The following is a 20230-nucleotide window of genomic DNA, read 5'->3' on the forward strand; positions in this document are numbered from 1 at the left end:
TTTTTAATTATTTAAAACAATGGCACGATATGCGTGTATAATAAAGTACAGGCTGAGATTTAACCTGGTTTAGTTGATCGATATCAATGAGATGTTGTCGAGATTGCGTTCCGGGGTGAGATACGGGACGCATTTTTTTTGCCTCACCCTAAATCCCTCTCCGGGAGAGAGGGACTTAAAAAGAATTGTATTTTAAAGTCTTCGCCGTTGTTGGTGTTGTCACCAACAACTCCGCGCCGCTCAATTACTACGTGCATAGCAAATGGTGATTTCGTGATTATAAGAGACAAAACAGGCAAAAAAGTTGTTGGTGACAACACCAACAACGGCATGAGTTTTTAGTGCTCATGAGGGCTACGCCGTTTAGAGGGGGGCTTACTGTTTTCCCTTCAAACTATCAGCTTTTGCTTTTTCTTTCTTTTTGAAAAAACCTCTCAGGAAAAAGTTATGCTGAACAGCTTCCAGATCATCATTTAATTTGATAGATGCTGCCTGCAGGTTATTGATGGCCGATTGTGTTTGCACCGCCGCTTTGGGATCGTTCAATAATACGCCCAGAGCATTATCGGTAGTGTTAAGCTTGTTACTTGCCCTGGTAAGATTGCTGGTAAGTGTTGAAGCGTTTGCTGCGGTTTGCTGCAGTTGGCCTACAGCCTGTTTAATTTGAGCAAAGGTAGCTGTATCCGTAAGCATTTTATCGGCAAGGCCGCCTTTGGTGTTCATTTTACGGCTAAACTGGTCAAGCTGTACAGCCATTAAAGCAGCACTTTGAGTAGTGGCCTGCAGGTTGCGCATGGCGCCGCGCAGTTGTATCGCCATGGTGCTGTCGGCTAATAATGCGCCAACGGTACCTTTACCTTGCAATATGTTATGGCTTAATGATTTAAAATCGTTAGTGATGGCTAACAGGTTTTGGTTATTATCCTGCAGGGTTTTAAGCATGTCATCGGTCGAGAGCATTTTTTCGGATTGCAATACGTCACCATCTTCAATTACCGGTGCCTGTGCGGTTCCGCCTTCTATCACAATAATTTTATTACCTATCAAACCGTCTGATCCTATTTTGGCCATCGCGTTGCGGCGGATGTATTGCTGTGTAGCCTCATCAACATTCATATACACCTGGACCTCTGATGGGCCGATAAATTTGATATTGCTGATAGTGCCAACTTTAACGCCCGAAAACCAAATGGCGTTGCCTTTCTTTAAACCGGCAACATCGGTAAATACGGCGCTTAACTTTATATTTTTAACAAAGGCTTTTTGCTGGCCCCCCAGGGTAAATACCCCCAATATAAACAATATGAGCCCAAGTGCCAGGAATATGCCTACTATGATCGATTTTCTTTTTTCTGCTGGATCCATGATAATGGTATATCTTATCTAATTGTTGTTATTCAATAAAGTTGTAATCGTAAAATGGTTTCACCCGGCTATCGGTGGTGTTAAACACCTCGTCGAAAGTGCCGGTGCGCTGAAACTGCCCGTCTAAGAGCATGGCTATCCTGTCGCCGGTTTGCTTGGCGCAGGTCAGATCATGTGTTATAATGATGGATGATGTATTATACCGCTGCTGCACCTCGTTAATCAGGTCATTGATTTCGATGCAGGTTATAGGGTCGAGGCCGGCAGTGGGTTCATCATACAGCATAACCTCGGGGTTCAGGATCAGTGTGCGGGCAATGCCTATACGCTTACGCTGCCCGCCCGAAAGCTCGGATGGCATCTGGTTAATGGTTTGCGAAAGTCCAACCGCGTCAAGCACCGTTTCAACCGCGGTATTGATCTCACCGCGGGTAAGGTTACGTTTGTTACGCACCAACGGGAACTCCAGGTTTTTACGCACGGTCATACTATCGTACAAAGCGCTGTTCTGAAACGAAAAGCCTATACGGATGCGTAATTTTTGTAAGTCATCTTCGGTAATATGGGCGATGTCCTGGCCAAATACTTTTACCATACCCTCATCGGGTTTAAGCAGGCCCGATATGATCTTGATCAGTACCGACTTACCTGTACCTGAGCGGCCAAGCACCACAAGGTTTTCGCCCTGGTACAGGTCAAGGTCGATACCGCGGAGCACGGCATAATCCTGGAAAGCTTTTTTTAAGCCCCTGATGCTGATAACCGGGTTATTATGATCTGTCTGTACTGCTGCCTTTTTCATACCTCCATAAATTAGCGGAACCAGCCGGTTATCTGTACAATAATAACTTCTTCAATAAACACCAGGAACATGGCGGTAATTACCGCGCCGTTTGCAGCTTTACCCACGCCTTCGGTTCCTTTATTTGAGTTATAGCCCTGGTAGCAGCCCACAATGCCAATGGTAAAGCCAAATACAATTGATTTTATAAGCGATGCCACAAAATCGGTAAAGGTTAGCGGCTCAAAAACTTCCTGTATAAAAGTTGTCCAGGTGGTGCCTTCGTTCATGGTTACATTTAAATACCCACCAAATAAAGCCACAAAGCCTGTATAGGTTGATAAAATTGGAATAGTAAGCGTGGTAGCCAGTACGCGGGTACATACCAGGTATTTAAATGGTTTGGTGCCCGATACTTCCATCGCGTCTATCTGCTCGGTAACGCGCATGGACCCCAGCTCGGCGCCAATGCTTGAGCCTACTTTTCCTGACGCTATCAGCGCGGTAACTAATGGGGCAAGCGCACGCATAATGGCTATGGATACCAGCGAAGGCAACCACGATTCGGCGCCAAATTGTGATAACGATGGCCTTGATTGCTTGGTAAATATAACCCCCACAATAAAACCCGTAACCGATATCAGGGTAAATGAACGCACACCTACTTCATAACACTGGCGTATAACTTCCTTAAGTTCAAAAGGCGGTACAAAAGCTTCTTTAAAAAAGCGGATGATAAACTGGTTTATGCGATAAAGCGTTAAAAAAAAGTCGCTCAGGCTTTGTTTAAGCTTCACGAATCTTTTGTTTGTATGCCTGGTAATGCTTTGCGTATTGTCCATTAAAAATGTACTTGTATATGCGTATGGTAACTCTACAAAACCCGCAGGTGTTTGTTTGCTGTACCGTGGTTTATTTCCTTTAAGATACTTTGGGTAACTTTTTAAATCGTTTTAAAAAGAGTTTATTTAATTGATAAAATGACATAAAAGTATTAGGTATCGGTGCTTTATTTTGAGTGTTTACAGTAGTAATTTAACGTTTTTGGTAATTTAAAACTAAATAATGAAAAAAAAGTATTATATCTTGCCCGTGCATTAAAAGTACATTTGATAATAAATCAATTATAAAATGCTGTAGCAAAAGGCCGGCCAAAATCTCTGCCGGCAAATTATCAATACAGTATTAATGACAGATTAAATTACGGCTAAATAAACCTTTGACCGTTTGGGTTAAATGTTTAAACCAATTTGTCTGCAAACCTAAAAGTTAAAATTTATATAGCGCAGTACAGCCCCTAAAATATTAGTTAATGAAGTGTAAAATTTTGATAAGTTGCCTTATATTATACTGTATTACCAGGCATTTTAAAACGCGCTGCCAAATTCATTTGAGTTTTCACGGCTTGATATTAACGGCAAATTATCAGATAGTGAGGTTAACTGTGATTTTGCCATACAACTAACGTTAAACCCTGCAGGCACATTTTAATTGGTTACGGTGCTGTAAGGGGGCATAATACGCAATGAGGTAACGAGAATTAATAATTAATTGTTTAATTGACATTTTGAAAGTATAAAAGTGTTAAATTAGTATCATTAATTAGTAAACTTATTTTAGTGGATTCTATGACGACAAGTAATGTAATGCGGGAGATAACTCCGCTAACGCCAAGTGATTGTTTTACTATTTTTTCGAGGGTAAAAAAGAAATTTGACTTTCCGCTTCATTATCATGACGAATACGAGCTTAATTTAATTATCAACGCCAAAGGGGCCAAAAGGGTAGTGGGTGGCCATATTGAGGTTATTGAAGAAGTAGAGCTGGCGCTGATAGGCCCAAACTTATACCATGCCTGGTTTACGCACCAATGTCAAAGCGAAGATATAACTGAAGTTACCATCCAGTTTCATAAAGATCTGTTTGATGAAAAGTTTCTGAAGCGAAATCAGTTAAGTTTTGTAAAAAGCATGCTCGAGCGCTCGCAAAGGGGGGTTTCTTTCTCATCGGACACTATTTACGCGCTTAAAGACAGGATTATGCAATTGGATAAAAAGAGTGGTTTTGACTCCGTATTAGAGCTTCTGTCCATTCTTCATGACCTGTCAATTTCCCGCAATATGAAAATGCTGTCGGATCCAAGCTTTACAAATGAGAAGTTTTACTACAACAGTCGCCGCATTGAAAAAGTGTTTGAGCACATGAATATTAACTATAACAAGCAAATCACCCTTGCCGAAGTAGCTAAAATTGCCAATATGCCCGAAGCTTCATTTAGCAGGTTTATCAAAAAACGCACGGGCAAAACCTTTATTGACAGTTTGAACGAGATCAGGCTTGGCCATGCTTCCAGGATGCTTATTGACTCCACAACCACGGTAGCCGAAATTGCCTATAAATGCGGCTTTAACAATATCTCCAATTTCAACAGGATCTTTAAGCGTAAAAAAATGTGTATTCCCAAAGAATTCAGGGAAACCTATACCGGAAACCGCGTATTTATTTAACTGGTATTTATTTGGCTTCATGGCTGGTTAAAAATGTATCAGCCTATCGATAAAGTTAAATATAAGGTTAAAAAAGTATTATAAAGTTGCTGATAATAAATTCATTTTTGAGTAATGACAGTTAGGGTGTCTGAACTCGAATTTTTGGAATTTATGAATTCGTCGAATTTATTGTATTTGGCCATTTTTAAACCAGGATTGTAGTATTCTGACAATTATTTAATTCAAAAAATTCCGGTTCCGACAAAATCAGACAAGATGAAGTTACACTTACTTGATGTTGCCATTATAGTTTTATACCTGCTGAGCACCATTTTTATTGGTTTATGGTACCGTAAAAAAGCCCGCGAAAATAAGGAAAGCTATATGCTGGGCGGCAAATCTTTACCCTGGTATAAACTGGGTTTAAGCGATGCCTCCGATATGTTCGACATCAGCGGTACCATGTGGATGGTAAGCCTGTGCTTTGTTTATGGTATGAAAAGCATCTGGATCCCCTGGTTGTGGCCGGTATTTAACCAGGTGTTTTTAATGATGTACCTGTCGCGCTGGCTGCGTCGGTCAAACGCCGCTACCGGGGCCGAATGGCTGGCAACCCGCTTCGGTAAAACCGGGCCGGGGGTAACAGGGTCAAATGTGGTAGTTATCGCTTTCGCGCTGTTAAGCTGTTTTGGTTTCCTGGCTTATGGGTTTATTGGTTTGGGCAAGTTCATTGAAATATTTATTCCCTGGGACCTGGTTAAAGCTTACGTGCCCTTCCACGTGGCGCCTCAGTATGTACCGCATATGTACGGGATCATATTTACGCTATTTGCCATGTTTTATTCTATCATAGGTGGCATGCATAGTATTGTACTGGGCGATATGATCAAGTACGGCATTATGACCGTAGCCTGCGTGTGGATCAGTTTCATAGCTGCAGGCAAACTCAGCGGGAACCACCTCAATGTGCCCGATGGCTGGTATAGCCCTTTTTTTGGTAAAAATCTTGGCCTTAGCTGGACGGGAATCATCAACGAGGTAAACAATAAGATCAAAGAAGATGGTTATTCGCTGTTCGGCCTGTTTTTTATGATGATGACTTTTAAAGGCTTCTTCGCGGCAGTGGCCGGGCCCGCGCCTAATTATGATATGCAAAAGATCCTCTCCACCCGCTCGCCCGAAGAGGCCAGCAAAATGAGCGGCTTTGTAAATATCATCCTGCTGCCTATCCGTTATTCGCTTATTGTGAGTTTAACTATCCTAGGTGTACTTTTTTATCACCGAATGGATTTGAAAGACGCCAAAGGGGCTATTGATTTTGAACGCATCCTGCCGGCCGTGATCAACAACTTTTTGCCGGTTGGTTTGGTTGGATTGTTGCTGGCCGGTTTGCTTGGAGCTTTCATGAGCACCTTCAGCGGTACCATGAACGCGGCGCAAGCTTATATTGTGAATGATATCTACCTCAAATACATCAACCCGAAGGCATCTACCAAAAAAATCATCACCGCCAATTACATGGTGGGGGTTTTTGTGGTAGCGGTAGGCGTGATACTCGGCTTTTTTGTAAAGGATGTGAACAGTGTGCTGCAATGGATAGTATCGGCACTTTATGGCGGTTATATAGCCAGTAACGTACTTAAATGGCATTGGTGGCGCTTTAATGCCAACGGTTTTTTTTACGGGATGCTTTCGGGGATTTTGTCAGCCATGATATTTTCGCTTATTATCCCTTCGATCCAACTGTTGTACTGGTTCCCGGTGCTGTTTGTCATCTCGCTGGGGGGCTCGGTTATCGGCTCGTACGCTACAGCGCCAACGGATATGACCGTGTTGCGGTCGTTTTATACCACCGTAAGGCCGTGGGGCTTTTGGGGGCCTGTTAAGGCTTTGGTAATGGAGAAAAATCCATCATTTGTGCCTAACAAAAACTTTAAGCTAAACATGTTCAACGTGGTTATCGGTACTATTACACAATGCTGCCTTACCATACTGCCCATGTACCTGATACTGGCACAAAAAGCATCGCTCATAGTTACCATAGCCATACTGGTGGTTACTATTACCATACTGAAAAAAACATGGTGGAATAAATTAAAAGACTATTGATAAAAAACTATATGACGCAGGAATTTAACCAAAGGCTCATTCAACTACAGGCCGAACAAGCGCAATTGATTAACCGGCAAAACCAGGTTGAGGAAACAGGCAACGGTATTTTTTGCCGGTTTAAATATCCTGTGCTTACTGCCGCCCATACCCCGCTTGAGTGGCGATATGATCTTGATGCTAAAACCAACCCTCATTTAATGGAACGTTTTGGTATTAACGCGGTTTTTAATGCCGGCGCTATAAAGTTTAACGGCAAATACCTGATGGTAGCGAGGGTTGAAGGCGCCGATCGGAAATCGTTTTTCGCTGTGGCCGAAAGTGCTGATGGGATCAATGGGTTTAAATTTTGGGATTACCCGGTTGAACTGCCCCAAACCGATGAGCCCGATACCAATGTGTACGATATGCGCCTTACCCAGCATGAAGATGGCTGGATCTATGGCCTGTTTTGTACCGAACGCCGTGACCCCGAAGCTCCGTCATATGATCAGTCGATGGCGATAGCAGCCTGCGGTATCGCGCGCACCAGGGACCTGGTAAAATGGGAGCGCCTGCCCGATCTGAAAACCAACTCGCCCCAGCAGCGCAACGTGGTATTACACCCCGAGTTTGTTGATGGTAAGTATGCCTTGTATACCCGTCCGCAGGATGGTTTTATCAGTGCAGGGACCGGTGGTGGAATAGGTTTTGGCTTGTGCGATACTATGGAGCACGCGGTTGTTGACCATGAAACAATCATTCACAATAAAAGCTACCATACCGTTTACGAAGCCAAGAATGGCCAGGGCCCGGCGCCAATCAAAACGGAAAAAGGCTGGCTGCACCTGGCGCATGGCGTACGCAATACAGCTGCTGGTTTACGTTATGTGTTGTACATGTTTATGACCGACCTTCATGACCTTACTAAAGTACTTTACCAACCAGCAGGTTATTTTTTGGCACCGGTCGGTGAGGAGCGTATCGGCGATGTATCCAATGTAGTGTTCTGTAATGGCTGGATAGCCGATGATAACGGATCGGTTTATGTTTATTATGCGTCCTCAGATACCCGCATGCATGTAGCCACTACTACAATTGATAAACTGATAGACTATGCCATGAACACACCGGCCGATGGTTTGCGTTCGGCCTCATCGGTACAGGCAGTGTACAATATTATCGATAAAAATAAAGCTTTAAGCCAATTACAGGGAGCCGGCGCCTGAACAGAGATTTAAACATGCTTCAACCATCAAATACTGTTTCAAATCATCAGCTTGCTGTCTTCAGCAATGAGCTAACAGGTGAGTTGAAAAATATCCTCAATTATTGGCTCAATCATACTGTAGATGATGTAAACGGTGGTTTTTGGGGCAAGATCAACAATGATAACCAGGTTACTCCCGGTGCCCCCAAAGGTTCGGTCTTAAACGCGAGGATACTGTGGAGTTTTTCTGCTGCTTACAATCAAAAGCCTGATGAAGCTTATTTACAGGCAGCTAAGCGGGCCTATGATTATATCAAAGCTCATTTTGTTGATGATGAGTTTGGCGGCGTGTATTGGTCGGTTGATTACAAAGGTGATATGCCGGATACAAAAAAACAGGTATATGCCAATGCCTTTACCATTTACGCGCTGAGTGAATATTATATAGCTTCGAAATCGGAAAGGGTAAAGCAGGAAGCCATCGGCCTCTATCATCTTTTGATCAATAAAAGTTACGACAAGGATAAAACGGGTTATCTCGAAGCTTTCACGCGCGATTGGCAGCCGCTCGGCGATCTTAGGCTAAGCGCTAAGGATGCCAATGAGAAAAAGACCATGAACACCCATCTGCACGTACTGGAAGCTTATACCAACCTGTACCGCATCTGGCCGGATGGCGGACTTAAACAGCAGATTGAAACCCTGATCAATAATTTTTTTGATCATTTTATTGATGCTGGAACCGGGCACCTCGTGCTGTTTTTTGATGAGGATTGGAACCGCCGGTCAGAAACCATATCGTACGGGCACGATATTGAAGCCACCTGGCTTTTACTGGAGGCCGCCGAAGTTATTGGTAATCAGGAAATGATCGAGAATGTCAGCAGCACTTGCATCGCGATAGCAGAAGCAACTATACAGGGTTTAGATGTTGATGGTGGCTTATGGTATGAATATGAACCGGCAAATGATCATCTCATCAAAGAAAAACACTGGTGGGTACAGGCCGAAGCTATGGTAGGTTTTTACAATGCCTGGCAGGTTAGCGGTAATGATGAATACTTTTATTTGGTCCTTAAAAACTGGGCTTTTATAAAAGATAAAATACTGGATAAACAAAACGGTGAATGGTTTTGGGGTATCAAAGCCGATGGCAGCATAATGCCCGGCGAGGACAAAGCAGGGCTTTGGAAATGCCCCTATCATAACAGCCGTGCATGTATTGAAATTATCAGGCGTATAGGCCCGATAAATTAGCCGTAAAGCAAGGCTTCAAATGGTTTAACTTAGCGGCAGTGATTATGATAAAATTTTTCAGAAGGATTGCTGTTTTATACCTGCTGATCCATAGTTCAACCGCTATGGCGCAGCTGTTTGAACCTGCCGATAAGCACGCCACAACCGAAACCCGGCAGCTTTTTTACAGTATGCAGCGGCTGCTTAACGTGGGGGTAATATTTGGCCACCATGATGACCTGGCCTATGGTGTGGGATGGCGTAATGAACCAGGCCGCTCAGATGTTAAAAGTGTTACCGGATCATATCCGGCCCTGTATGGCTGGGATTTGGCCAGGATTGAGCACGACAGCATTCATGATATTAACGGAATCGCCTTTGAACAGCAGAAGCAGTTTGTTAAAGATGTTTACGCGCGCGGCGGCATCAATACATTTTGCTGGCATATGGATAACCCGGCCAATGGCAAAACCGCCTGGGATACCACGCAGTATACGGTAAAAGATCTTATCCCCGGCGGCGCGTTTCATGATGTATATGTTGGGTATCTTGATCGTGCGGCCAATTATTTAGCTGATATGAAAGGCCCGGAAGGAGAGGCTGTCCCGATATTGTTCCGGCCATTTCATGAGCTTACGGGCAATTGGTTTTGGTGGTGCAAAAACACCTGTACCCCCGATGAATTTAACGCCCTGTGGCGTTTTACTATCGATTACCTGCGGGATAAAAAGAAGTTGCATAACCTGCTCATCGTATATTCGGCGGCTGATTTTGAATCGGAAGATGAGTTTTTGGAACGCTATCCCGGCGATGCTTACGCGGATTTTATAGGCTTTGATAATTATTGCACGCAAAGCGTTGAGCGTTTTCAAGCTAAGCTGGATCAACGCCTTGCCATTGTTGATGGCATCGCTGTAAAACACCATAAAATAACATGCCTGCCCGAAACCGGCTTTGAAGGTGTTCCCATGCCCAACTGGTGGACGGATATATTACTGCAAACCCTCGCTAAGCATAAAGTATCCTACGTAATGGCATGGCGCAACGGAAACGATCATCATTATTACGTGCCATACCCCGGCCAACCCAGCGCCGGTGATTTTATAAAGTTTTATAATAGCCCGCAAACCATTTTCCAAAACCGCATAACACCACTGGGCATTTATGGTAAGCCAAATTGGAAGCAGTAGCCTTGCGGTTCATGGATGATAGTTCATGGTTCATAGAGGAGGTGGATAATACATTCATTTTGGCTTTATGCTTTAAGTCTTCGGCTTTTTGCTTAAAACAGCTACCCCCGATATCCCGGACAGCAAAGAGGCTAACAGGATCCCATATTTGGCCTGGTCAATCATTTCGGCGTGATCAAAGGCTAATGCCGATATAAAAAGGGACATGGTAAAACCTACGCCTGCAAGCAAAGCCACACCTGTCATTTGTTTCCAGGATGAGCCTGCGGGTAATTGTGCGCCAAATTTTACCATGAGCCAGGTAAAGAGCAATACACCTGTAAACTTGCCGGCAACCAGGCCTATAGCCACGCCCATGCTAACAGGGTTGGCCAGTGACGAGAAAAAGTCATAGCTAACAATAATCCCGGCATTGGCTAAAGCGAAAAGCGGCATGATGACGAAAGCTACCCAGGGGTGCAGGATGTGTTCAATTTTTTGCAGCGGTGTTTCGGCGTCAAGGCTCAGCTTTTTTATTTTATCAATAATGTGGTGCTGTCCGGGCGTTATAAGCGTGCTGTTGTTTGGTTGCTCGTTTTCAAAATCGGTAAGGTATTGCTTTACAGATTGGGTGTAACTGATCTCGCTGATGCGGGTACGTGCGGGAATAGTAAAAGCCACCAACACACCCGCGATGGTTGCGTGGACGCCTGAAAGTAAAAAAGCTATCCAAACAGCGAAGCCTATGATCAAATAAAAAGCGGTACTCCTGATCCCCATTTTATTGCCGATAAGTAAAAGTACCAACAGCCAAACCCCAACAGTAAGCGGTACAAGCGCTATGTGGCTGCTATAAAAAAGAGCAATAACTAAAACAGCGCCAAGGTCATCGGCAACGGCCAATGCCGACAGGAAAACTTTTACAGAGGATGGAATATGTTTGCCCGCCATAGATAGTAAAGCCAGCGCGAAGGCAATATCTGTAGCCATCGGGATCCCCCAGCCATGGGCTGATGGCTTACCTGTATTAAAAAGGAAAAAGATGAAAGCGGGCACCAGCATTCCGCCCAACGCGGCAAACATGGGGAGCGAAGCCTTTTTTACAGACGATAGTTCGCCGGCCATGAACTCGCGTTTCAACTCAAGGCCTATCACAAAGAAAAATAAAGCCATAAGGCCGTCGTTGATCCAAAGGTGCAGGGGATGGTTTAAAACATATTTATCAAAACCGATTGATAGTGTGAGTTCCCAAAGTTGGTGGTAACTGTGCTGAAAAGGCGAGTTTATCCATACGATAGCCACAATTACGCTGATAAAAAGCACGATGCCGCCGGTATGTTCCTGGTTTATGAATTTGCTTACCGGCTGCGTGATTTTATCAATAGGGTAGCTTTGTTTCATAGATGCCTAAAATAAGGAATTAAGTTTGATTTTTGGGTGACACAACCTGTCGATTCAGGGAAATCGCTTTTAACCACATGCGGATTGAAAAACAATAAATGAAAAATTTCACACTAATTTTTACGGATTAATCGAATTACACGAATTGAATCAATTTAAGATTCGTGTAATTCGATTAATTGTGGAGCGCTGCAAAGCATTTGTGTAGAAATTTTTCAGTATGAGATTAGTAAAACAAATCGAATTATTTTAAACGCGATTTCCCCGCCTGTCGATTACATCCATTTAAAACAAAACCCGGCCATAAAACATTTATCAATGAAACCAGATATTATGAATAACTATCAGCAAAAATGGATAAGTACATTGAAAAACGCTCATTTAAATGGTTGGGAAATCAAGCCCCAGGGAGATGATATTTTTGTGGAGATGCCGCATGTTACGGATCTTAAACTGATAAGGGATAACCTGCCTGAAACGCTTGCGCTGATGGCTTTGGATATTAATTTACCGAAGGAAAGGCTGAAGTTTATTTTTCACAACGGGTACGAGCAGTTTGAATACCTGCTTAATCCTGCCGCTGCGGATTTGGAACAGGAGGGCTAAAATCAACGGTTGTTGTTTCGTTTGGTAATTCCTCTTTGGTATTATCCGAATCAATTTTGGCCATAGTTGATACCACTACTACCGAAATTCCCATACAGGCAATCAGGATAAAAGAGGCCCTGAGGGTAGCAATTCCTGCTATAAAACCGATAACCGGCGGGCCGACTAAAAAGCCCATAAAACCAATAGTTGATACTGCAGCCAGTGCAACGCCCGGCGACATAGTTTTTGATTTACCGGCAGCGCTGTATACCATTGGTACTACAGATGATACACCTGCACCAACCAGTAAAAAGCCTGCCATGGCCGTATAAACATAGGGGAAAGCTACGGCAATTAACAAACCCATTGCGGTTAATGAGCCGCTAACCTGTAAGGTGCGTTTTAAGCCAAACTTGTGAGCAAACCAATCGGCCACAAAACGTCCGCCTGCCATGGTGAACATGAATGTAGTAAAGCCTATGCCAACCAACGCCTCGGGAGCCAGCACCACTTTTTTGAAGTAGATCACGCTCCAGTCGAACATGGCGCCTTCGCAAATCATGGAACAGAAGGCTATAATACCTAATTTAATGAGCGACTTATCGGGCATTACAAATACAGGCCCGGAATCGGTTACTTTATCATCTTTCAGATAACGGGCAGCTACGGCCACGCCAATCGCTATCACGATCAGCATTAACGAAAAATGATGAAAAGGGATAATGCCGTTGGCTATCATGAACGTGCCTATACCTGCCCCGGTAAAACCGGCCAGGCTCCACAGTCCGTGAAAAAAAGCCATAATGGGCCGCTGGTAAAGCTGCTCGGTAGCCACTGCCTGCGTGTTTACCGCAATGTTTACAGAATTGCTTGCAAAGCCGAAGCATAGCAGGCAGATGATAAGTTGAAACGTATTTTGTGCGAGGCCTAAACTTACCAATGCGGCAGCATAAACCAATAGCGCGGCGATAACGAGTTTTTTACTGCCTATTTTGGTGATGATCCAGCCCGAGAAGGGCAGGGAACACATAAGGCCGACAGGAAGGGCGAACAACACAGCACCCAAACCGGCATCTGATAAACCTAAATTTTGCTGAACAGTAGCAATGCGCGATGCCCAGCTGGAGAAACTTAACCCCGCCATAAAAAACATAGCGCCCACGGCAATGCGGAGCGTTAGTTTGTTAATGATATCTGTTTTTTGCGGGAAATTGTTCATGTTTTAGTACGATCATAGTGTCATTTGGACACTATGATTAATTGCTACAAATATAAGGCAATTAATTGTACTTTTAATAAGCTAAATCGTTTTTTACTTTTGTGTGAAATGGACCTAAAAAAAGAAGCCTCGACTCATTTTTAAATACAAATCAGGACTTTATGTTTTGAGGATTTATTGTTTCAGATTAAAAGATCCTTGTACGTTGCGGTGGATTTTATCGGTAGAGAACTCTTTCATATCCGCCTGGAATGTTCCCTGCATGGTTCCGAGGAAACCACTGGTTGCAAATTTTGTAACTTTCACTTTTCCTAAGCCCGGTATAAGTCCCAGCTCGCCAATATCTAATTTTTCTAATGTGAACGTACCTGTTGATTTGCCGTTAAAGTCAAGATTCATATCATAATCACCCATACCGGTAATATATACGTCCCCGTCTAAAGCACTGCTGTGATCGAGAATAGCCGCAAAAGAGTTTGTTTTGTCTGTATAGGTTACCCCGTCTATCTTAAATATAATTGTGCCGACAGGCCCAAGTGCTAATCCATCTCCGGTTATGTTAGTCGCCGCCGGATCAGTGCCCGTTCCGGTCCCTGTACCAGTTCCAGTGCCTGTACCAGTTCCCGTTCCCGTTCCTGTACCTGTACCTGTACCAGTACCAGTACCAGTTCCCGTCCCCGTCCCCGTTCCGGTGCCTGTACCTGTACCCGTTCCAGTGCCGGTACCCGTCCCGGTTCCAGTTCCCGTTCCTGTATTTGTGGTAGGGACAACGGCAATTGCTTTTGTTTCTTTATCCGGCCCGAGCGGTGGGTCAAGTTTGCAGCTACTTACCGAAGCTGCTATTAAAAGAAGGGTAATTACTTTACAGTAAATTTTTTTCATATATACAAAGAGTGATAGTTTATGGTTTTAACGGTTTAAATATAAGTATTTTAGCTCTTTGTACGTAGGAGAAAAACTATTTGATACAAATAATGTTAAGAAAAGTTTACAATTTTTTCAATTATTTACAGTCGCCATCGGGGCTGCATGATTCGCCTTCGATCGTATCAAATGCTGGTTTGGGGTTTTCTTCCTGCCAGCCGGTAAAGGCTTTTGCAAGGGTATCTTTAAATACGGCCACCTCCTGTGCCCCTGATACGGCATATTTGCGGTTCATTACAAAAAACGGAACACCGCGTACACCTAAATATTGAGCCTCGGCAATATCATGTTTTACATCGTCGGCGTAGGTGTCGCTTTCAAGCGTTTGTTTAATTTCTTCAGCGTTCAGGCCAATCGCTGTGCCCATTTCAATAAGGGTTTCGGTATCATCAATATTGCGGCCTTCAGTAAAATACGCCCTGAACAAAGCTTCTTCGGCAGCGTCTCCCAAACCATGTTTTTTGGCCAGATGAGCTAACCTGTGCGCGTTAAAACTATTAGCCACAACCGATTTGCTGAAATTATAGGTAAGGCCGGCTTGCGCCGCCATTTGGGTAACATGCTCGTTCATCTGTTCAGCATGGTCAAGCGTCCATCCTTTTATATCGGCCAGGTACTGGTTAATGCTGATATTGGGATTGGTTTTAAGATCGGGATTTAGCTGAAAGCTTTTCCATTCTATCTCAATTTGTTCTTTGCCTTCAAAGCCGGCCAGTGCTTCCTCGAACCTGCGTTTGCCTATGTAACAAAACGGGCACATCACATCCGACCATATTTCTACTTTCATCATTTCCATTTTAAATGTTTAAACAAATTTAAGGCCTGTAATTCTTAACCCCGTAAGGGCAAAGTAAAATTTAACAGGCTTTGTTAGATGCCAGAGTGATTTTTGAACTACTTTTATGGCTTTAAAAACACGTTCCCCTCATGAAGAATTTATGCCTGAGATGCTTTTTGCTCTTAATGATCTTTACATGCCTTAAAACATCGGCACAACAAAAAGTAGCTGATAAAAATTTATTCAGTGCAGGTTACGCGGCAGGTTTTATCGGCGGCTTGTATGATTCCTATTATCCATATAAACAATTAAAGCAACATGGCGATTTTGGTTTGGGCGCCCCGGGCAAGCTTGATGGTGAGCTCATGATGTTTAACGGCAAACTTTATCAAACCCAGTCAACGGGTAAAACAACCCAACTTGCCGATACCGGCAAAACCCCTTATGCTGTGGTTTGCTTTTTTCATGCCGAAAAAAAATATAAGTGTAATAAGCCTTTATCTAAATCGGCACTGTTTAGCTACCTCGACAGTATCTTAACCAACCAGAACGGGATCTACGCTATCCACATCAAAGGAAATTTTAGTACGGTTAAAACAAGGGCTTTCCCGCCGGTTGATAAACCTTATTTACCCTTGACGGCGATGCTTGACAGGCAGCATTTTTTTGATTTTAAGAACATCAAAGGCGATTTCATAGGTTTTAAGATCCCCGCACTGATGGAAGGAGCACATATCAGCGGCTACCATTTTCATTTTTTATCTGATGATAAAACCGGTGGCGGACATATCATTGATTTGCTTGCAGATGATATCACCATTGAAGTTGAAACGTTAACAAGCTATACCATTGACCTGCCGCAAACGCCGGAATTTAACAGCTTTGACTTTAAGAAAGACCGTAAGGAAGAGATCAAAAGCGTGGAGAATGGAAAAAAGCAATAATGACTGATCGTTTTATTTGGGCTATAATTTTTTGTAATATGTAAATTTTTATAAATTAGGAAATTATAAACCAATTATAAACTTATTGAGGTAACAGCCCAATGCTGAGGATTTATTGAATAAGCATGAGATGGAACAGTGCTAAAATATTCTGGATAGGTATCATTTTACTGGTGGTACCCGGCCTTATTCATGCTTACCTGCTCATGCCATTTCCGGGCAGCCAGGATCTGAATGCCATAACCCTGTGTTACTATCTCGAAAAGGTGATCATGCCGCTGCGTTTGATTGGCTTGCTATTCATTGTTTGGTACTTATTTAAATTCTACGCTAAAAATACCTTTAAACAAAAGGCTGTTAAAGCCGCTGTTTTTGTACTTTGTATAGGCAGCTTTTACATAACCGATTATATGTATAAGGCCGAAACCATGTTTAAAGAAACCACAAAAGCTGTTTTTGCCAACGGATTAAAAAACAGGGTGCCGTTAAGCTACCTGGTAGTGGGTGTTGTAAACAACGGTGTCGCCAAAGCTTATCCGCTCATCTACCTGGGCTATCATCATAAACTGCAGGACGATGTAGGCAATAAACCTGTTTTGGTTACCTATTGCACCATGTGCCGTACAGGCAGGGTTTACAGTCCGGTTATAAACGGTGTAAGGCAAAACTTCAGGCTGGTGGGGGCAAGGCACTATAATGCCATAATTGAAGATGAAAACACTAAAACCTGGTGGTACCAGGCTACCGGTAACGCGGCTGTTGGGGAGCTGAAAGGAAAACAATTAACCGAGCTGCCTTATGAACAATTAACCCTCGCGGCCTGGTTACAGAAACATCCCGAAACGCTCATTTTACAACCCGACAGGCTATACACCGCAGATTATGCCGACCTGAAAAACTACGACCGTATGCAGGCTATCGACCGTGACAGCACTATAAAAAACAAAGATTCCCTGATGCGTAAAAGCTGGGTAATTGGTGTGATCATAAACGGCAAAGCCAAAGCTTACGACTGGCGCCACATGTACGCCAAACGCCTGCTGAATGATGAGTTGAACAAAAGTTCACTGCTTATTGGCATTGAAAAAGATAGCCTCAGCTATCATGCCTGGAATACATCAGTAAGCGGTAAAACCCTTCATTTTAAATTGGATGATAAAGGTATGCTTACCGACGAGGAAACAGCTTCTGTTTGGGATTGGGACGGCTTATGCCTGGCAGGTTTGCAAAAAGGGCAGCGCCTGGCTAAAATTCAGGCCTACCAGGAATACTGGCACTCATGGAAACATTTTCATCCCGGTACCGTGTTTTGGAAAGGCGATGAATCGCTGGAGCAAACGGCATCCATTTACCCGCCTTTTTAACAAGCATCTTTAATTAAATAGCGGTTGCTATTTTGCTGATGTCATCGTCATTAAGCAGAGCGTCTTCAGAAATGTTGGGGTAATACTTATTCAGGATCTTTTGAATAAGCTGGTAGCTTTCGATGGATTGAATGGGAGCGGAAGCCAGTTCAGTGATGGTTGAACCAATGAGCTTAAGTTTTTTTGCCTCATACTGGTTGATCACAAAGTCAGAAGTTTTTTTCTTACGGCTTTGTTGTATGAGATCATCAAGTTTCTTGATCTCTTCAACCAGGTCAATCATTTTTAATACTTCCACCTTTTTCATCAGCGCCAAAATTAGTGATTTATTTGTAACAGGGGGTATAACAGGATATAAGTTGTATTGTTTGTAAGTATGAGACGGGTGGAAGAGGTAATTGTTACGGATAGAAATTGAGCACGTTTTCAGTGTGTGCAAGATAGCGAAACAAAAAGCGTCATTGCGAATGATTAAATCCATGGACTCTGAAGGTTAGATGACAAAGACGGACTTGTCAGTCTGAGTGTTAAATCCGGAGGCCTCTGAAGGTGAAATGACAAAAGAGGGCCTGTCAGTCTGAGCTTGTCGAAGACTCGTGCGCAGAGGCCCTGCCCGCCATACTTCGACGGGCTCAGTATGACACCCCCTTTTTTAAGTCGTCATGGGTAGGAACGAAGCAATCCCCGACTTTACAGGGCGGATGTGCATAGCCGCTCTGCTACCTGGGGATTGCTTCGTTATCTTATAATGACGTGATTGTAAGTTGTTGGTTATTAAATATATTTTTTTGATCGATATTATAAACATGGGCGTTGCCTGTGGCCCGTGCTATACGCTCATACTGCACAGGCATTAGCCACAAGGCCGGTACCCGCTCCTATCACTAACGCGCCCCGCGCGCCATCTCTAAAATATGTTTTATACATCATTACTTTTTTTTTCGGGGTTTACCTGGTGTTTCCTTGCAATGACGGGTCAGAGGCAGAATTAAAACGATTATTTCTTATCCTCTGTAGTATCCCTTTCAACCAGGGCCATGCCGCATTTAGGGCAGGTGCCGGGTTTCTCAAAGGTAAGATCGGGGTGCATGGTGCAGGTGTATTTGCCTTTTTTCTTTACGGTTGAGGTGCTGTCGGTTTTGCCGGTGCTTTTAACCGCACTGTTGCAGGCGCCAAGGGCCATGCTGGCAAAGGCTAAAATGATAAAGCTTTTTTTCATTGATTATTTGTTTTTGATGAATGAGGCCAACCCGAACAACGATACTACCAGCACACCTAAGGCGGCCAGCATACTCACTATATCGCGGATATCCTTACCCGCCCAGGTCATGCCGAAATACTTGTGTAAAAATATAAAAGAAAGCCCTTCAATCCGGTCAATCCCTGCAACTTTTGCAGCCAGTTTTGATGAGGTAGTTTCAATGTACCAATTGCTGCCGTCGGCATAGCTTACCCGCTCAACCGGCAGGCGTTTGTTGATGAAACCGTACTCGTTATCAAACTGCTTTACCTGGTTAACTTTTACCCTGCCATAAAACTGGTCAGGATCCTGGTGGGTATGGTAATAGGTACTTAAAAAACGGGCATAATCCTCATCTCCATTAATTTGTTCTATGCCGGTTAAGGTGTTAAAGTACGAGATCTGCTTTTTATCATCAGTTACCTGGTAATAAGTATTACCACCAAAGTTAACCACAGCTATCCTTTTGATGATACTGTCGGCAACAGGAAGCTGAAGGTTGGAGATAGCCAACTGTTTCCTGTTGATCACTTGCCCGTAATCAGGCTTTGGTGTTTCGGTATTGTGCAGTTTTACGACAAGGTGAAAAGCCCCGCTGATCACGAAAGTAAACATCACAAAGGAAACAATAAGCCCTATCTGCCTGTGATAACGATGAACGATGCGCGTGTCCTCACCGCCATTTTCTTTTCGCTTTTGAGTTACGGATTTAAACTTCTTCCACATTAAACCATAAACAGTTAAGCCGCTGATGAGGGCGAACAGCATTACCACCATGATGATGAGTAATATTACATTACGGAAAACATCGCCGCCGATATCGGCTAAAAACTGCCAGGTATGGAACTGTTCAAACAGCCAAAGGAAGGCCTTGCGGGTATTGTTGTTAAATGTACCCATGCGGCTCTGACTGGTTTCAATGTAAATATCCATACCATCGGGGCGGTCAAAACTGATCTTCCAAACAGGCAAAAGGTGATTGATGGGCTGGTATTGCCCATCAAACGTTGTTTGGAGATCGATCTTTTTAATGTTTGATGTCGAATCCTGCGTAAAATAGCGGGCAAGATAAGTGGCATATAGCTTATCCCCATCTTTTAACAATACCCCATCATTGGCCGAGTAGTAATTGTACACGCTATCTTTATCCAGCACCTGGTAATAAGTGTTGTGATTAAAATTAACCAGTCCGAAGTTGCGGATAATGGAGATCTTATTTTTATCCAATACCTGCTGAATGCTGAGCACCGGTTTCATCTGGCTTTGAGGTAGCGGTTTAAACACTTCCTCCGCAATTGAAGGCCTGAACCAGTTTGACATGAACGGGTGTGAAAGACCGCTCAATGTCCAGAAGATCACCGGGATGAGGGCCGTTAAGCCCAGCACCCGGTGCCATTTATAAAAGTTGCTTTTTACTGTTGCAGATGCCATTGA

Annotated in this window: 18 protein-coding genes; 8 read left to right on the forward strand and 10 right to left on the reverse strand. The window is 43.5% G+C overall.

All coding sequences use genetic code 11. The features are described from left to right. Positions 1-375: 375 nt before the first annotated feature. Genes FHW88_RS28350 through FHW88_RS28360 form a run of 3 tightly spaced genes read right to left on the reverse strand, consistent with a single transcriptional unit; the run spans position 376 to position 2988 of the window. The gene (locus tag FHW88_RS28350; RefSeq protein ID WP_090528376.1) at positions 376-1365 is read right to left on the reverse strand and encodes an MlaD family protein; all 990 of its coding nucleotides are present in this window, start codon (positions 1363-1365) and stop codon (positions 376-378) included. 28 nt (positions 1366-1393) lie between these two features. Further along, a complete protein-coding gene (locus FHW88_RS28355) occupies positions 1394-2167 on the reverse strand; it encodes an ABC transporter ATP-binding protein (protein ID WP_091166784.1) in 774 nt (257 codons plus the stop codon). Positions 2168-2178: 11 nt separating this feature from the next. Then, on the reverse strand, positions 2179-2988 hold the full coding sequence (locus FHW88_RS28360) for an MlaE family ABC transporter permease (protein WP_091166786.1): 810 nt from the start codon (positions 2986-2988) through the stop codon (positions 2179-2181). A gap of 786 nt (positions 2989-3774) precedes the next feature. Between FHW88_RS28360 and FHW88_RS28365 the strand changes: the two genes are divergently transcribed. The 5 genes from FHW88_RS28365 to FHW88_RS28385 all read left to right on the forward strand — a co-directional run bounded on the left by FHW88_RS28365 (position 3775) and on the right by FHW88_RS28385 (position 10359). Then, positions 3775-4653: an AraC family transcriptional regulator gene (locus FHW88_RS28365; RefSeq protein ID WP_176628890.1), complete on the forward strand. Its 879-nt coding sequence runs from the start codon at positions 3775-3777 to the stop codon at positions 4651-4653. A 258-nt stretch (positions 4654-4911) separates the two neighbouring features. Then, complete coding sequence (locus tag FHW88_RS28370) at positions 4912-6744, forward strand: sodium:solute symporter family protein (protein ID WP_176628891.1); 1833 nt, start codon at positions 4912-4914, stop codon at positions 6742-6744. A gap of 11 nt (positions 6745-6755) precedes the next feature. Next, complete coding sequence (locus FHW88_RS28375; protein WP_176628892.1) at positions 6756-7952, forward strand: glycosidase; 1197 nt, start codon at positions 6756-6758, stop codon at positions 7950-7952. Between the two features lie 14 nt (positions 7953-7966). Further along, complete coding sequence (locus tag FHW88_RS28380; protein ID WP_176628893.1) at positions 7967-9190, forward strand: AGE family epimerase/isomerase; 1224 nt, start codon at positions 7967-7969, stop codon at positions 9188-9190. 44 nt (positions 9191-9234) lie between these two features. Then, positions 9235-10359, forward strand: a complete 1125-nt coding sequence (locus tag FHW88_RS28385) for a glycoside hydrolase family 26 protein (RefSeq protein WP_176628894.1) — start codon at positions 9235-9237, stop codon at positions 10357-10359. A gap of 72 nt (positions 10360-10431) precedes the next feature. On the opposite strand, the gene nhaA is transcribed toward FHW88_RS28385, so the two are convergent. Then, positions 10432-11739 carry a Na+/H+ antiporter NhaA gene (gene nhaA / locus FHW88_RS28390; protein WP_176628895.1) on the reverse strand — a complete coding sequence of 436 codons (1308 nt, stop codon included), beginning with the start codon at positions 11737-11739 and terminating at the stop codon, positions 10432-10434. Between the two features lie 318 nt (positions 11740-12057). Between nhaA and FHW88_RS28395 the strand changes: the two genes are divergently transcribed. Beyond that, entirely contained in the window at positions 12058-12345 is a 288-nt protein-coding gene (locus tag FHW88_RS28395) for a hypothetical protein (protein WP_090528351.1), read from the forward strand. On the opposite strand, the gene FHW88_RS28400 is transcribed toward FHW88_RS28395, so the two are convergent. The 3 genes from FHW88_RS28400 to FHW88_RS28410 form a co-directional block, all read right to left on the reverse strand. Continuing rightward, complete coding sequence (locus tag FHW88_RS28400; protein ID WP_090528348.1) at positions 12308-13546, reverse strand: MFS transporter; 1239 nt, start codon at positions 13544-13546, stop codon at positions 12308-12310. The genes FHW88_RS28395 and FHW88_RS28400 overlap by 38 nt on opposite strands. A gap of 174 nt (positions 13547-13720) precedes the next feature. Further along, positions 13721-14428, reverse strand: a complete 708-nt coding sequence (locus FHW88_RS28405) for a hypothetical protein (RefSeq protein WP_176628896.1) — start codon at positions 14426-14428, stop codon at positions 13721-13723. A 121-nt stretch (positions 14429-14549) separates the two neighbouring features. After that, positions 14550-15257 carry a DsbA family protein gene (locus tag FHW88_RS28410; protein ID WP_112653637.1) on the reverse strand — a complete coding sequence of 236 codons (708 nt, stop codon included), beginning with the start codon at positions 15255-15257 and terminating at the stop codon, positions 14550-14552. A 176-nt stretch (positions 15258-15433) separates the two neighbouring features. On the opposite strand from FHW88_RS28410, the gene budA reads away from it, so the two are divergent. Next, entirely contained in the window at positions 15434-16192 is a 759-nt protein-coding gene (budA, locus tag FHW88_RS28415; protein ID WP_176628897.1) for an acetolactate decarboxylase, read from the forward strand. A gap of 125 nt (positions 16193-16317) precedes the next feature. Beyond that, positions 16318-17556: a DUF3179 domain-containing (seleno)protein gene (locus tag FHW88_RS28420; protein ID WP_176628898.1), complete on the forward strand. Its 1239-nt coding sequence runs from the start codon at positions 16318-16320 to the stop codon at positions 17554-17556. Positions 17557-17569: 13 nt separating this feature from the next. Here FHW88_RS28420 and FHW88_RS28425 read toward each other — a convergent pair whose 3' ends face one another. From FHW88_RS28425 to FHW88_RS28435, 3 genes are all read right to left on the reverse strand, one after another. Beyond that, a complete protein-coding gene (locus tag FHW88_RS28425) occupies positions 17570-17863 on the reverse strand; it encodes a hypothetical protein (protein WP_091166807.1) in 294 nt (97 codons plus the stop codon). A 690-nt stretch (positions 17864-18553) separates the two neighbouring features. Further along, entirely contained in the window at positions 18554-18775 is a 222-nt protein-coding gene (locus FHW88_RS28430) for a heavy metal-binding domain-containing protein (protein ID WP_090528334.1), read from the reverse strand. A 3-nt stretch (positions 18776-18778) separates the two neighbouring features. Next, positions 18779-20227 carry a PepSY domain-containing protein gene (locus FHW88_RS28435; RefSeq protein ID WP_176628899.1) on the reverse strand — a complete coding sequence of 483 codons (1449 nt, stop codon included), beginning with the start codon at positions 20225-20227 and terminating at the stop codon, positions 18779-18781. Positions 20228-20230 lie beyond the last annotated feature (3 nt).

The organism is Mucilaginibacter sp. SG538B (assembly GCF_013376065.1).
In the GTDB taxonomy this organism is placed as follows: domain Bacteria; phylum Bacteroidota; class Bacteroidia; order Sphingobacteriales; family Sphingobacteriaceae; genus Mucilaginibacter; species Mucilaginibacter rubeus.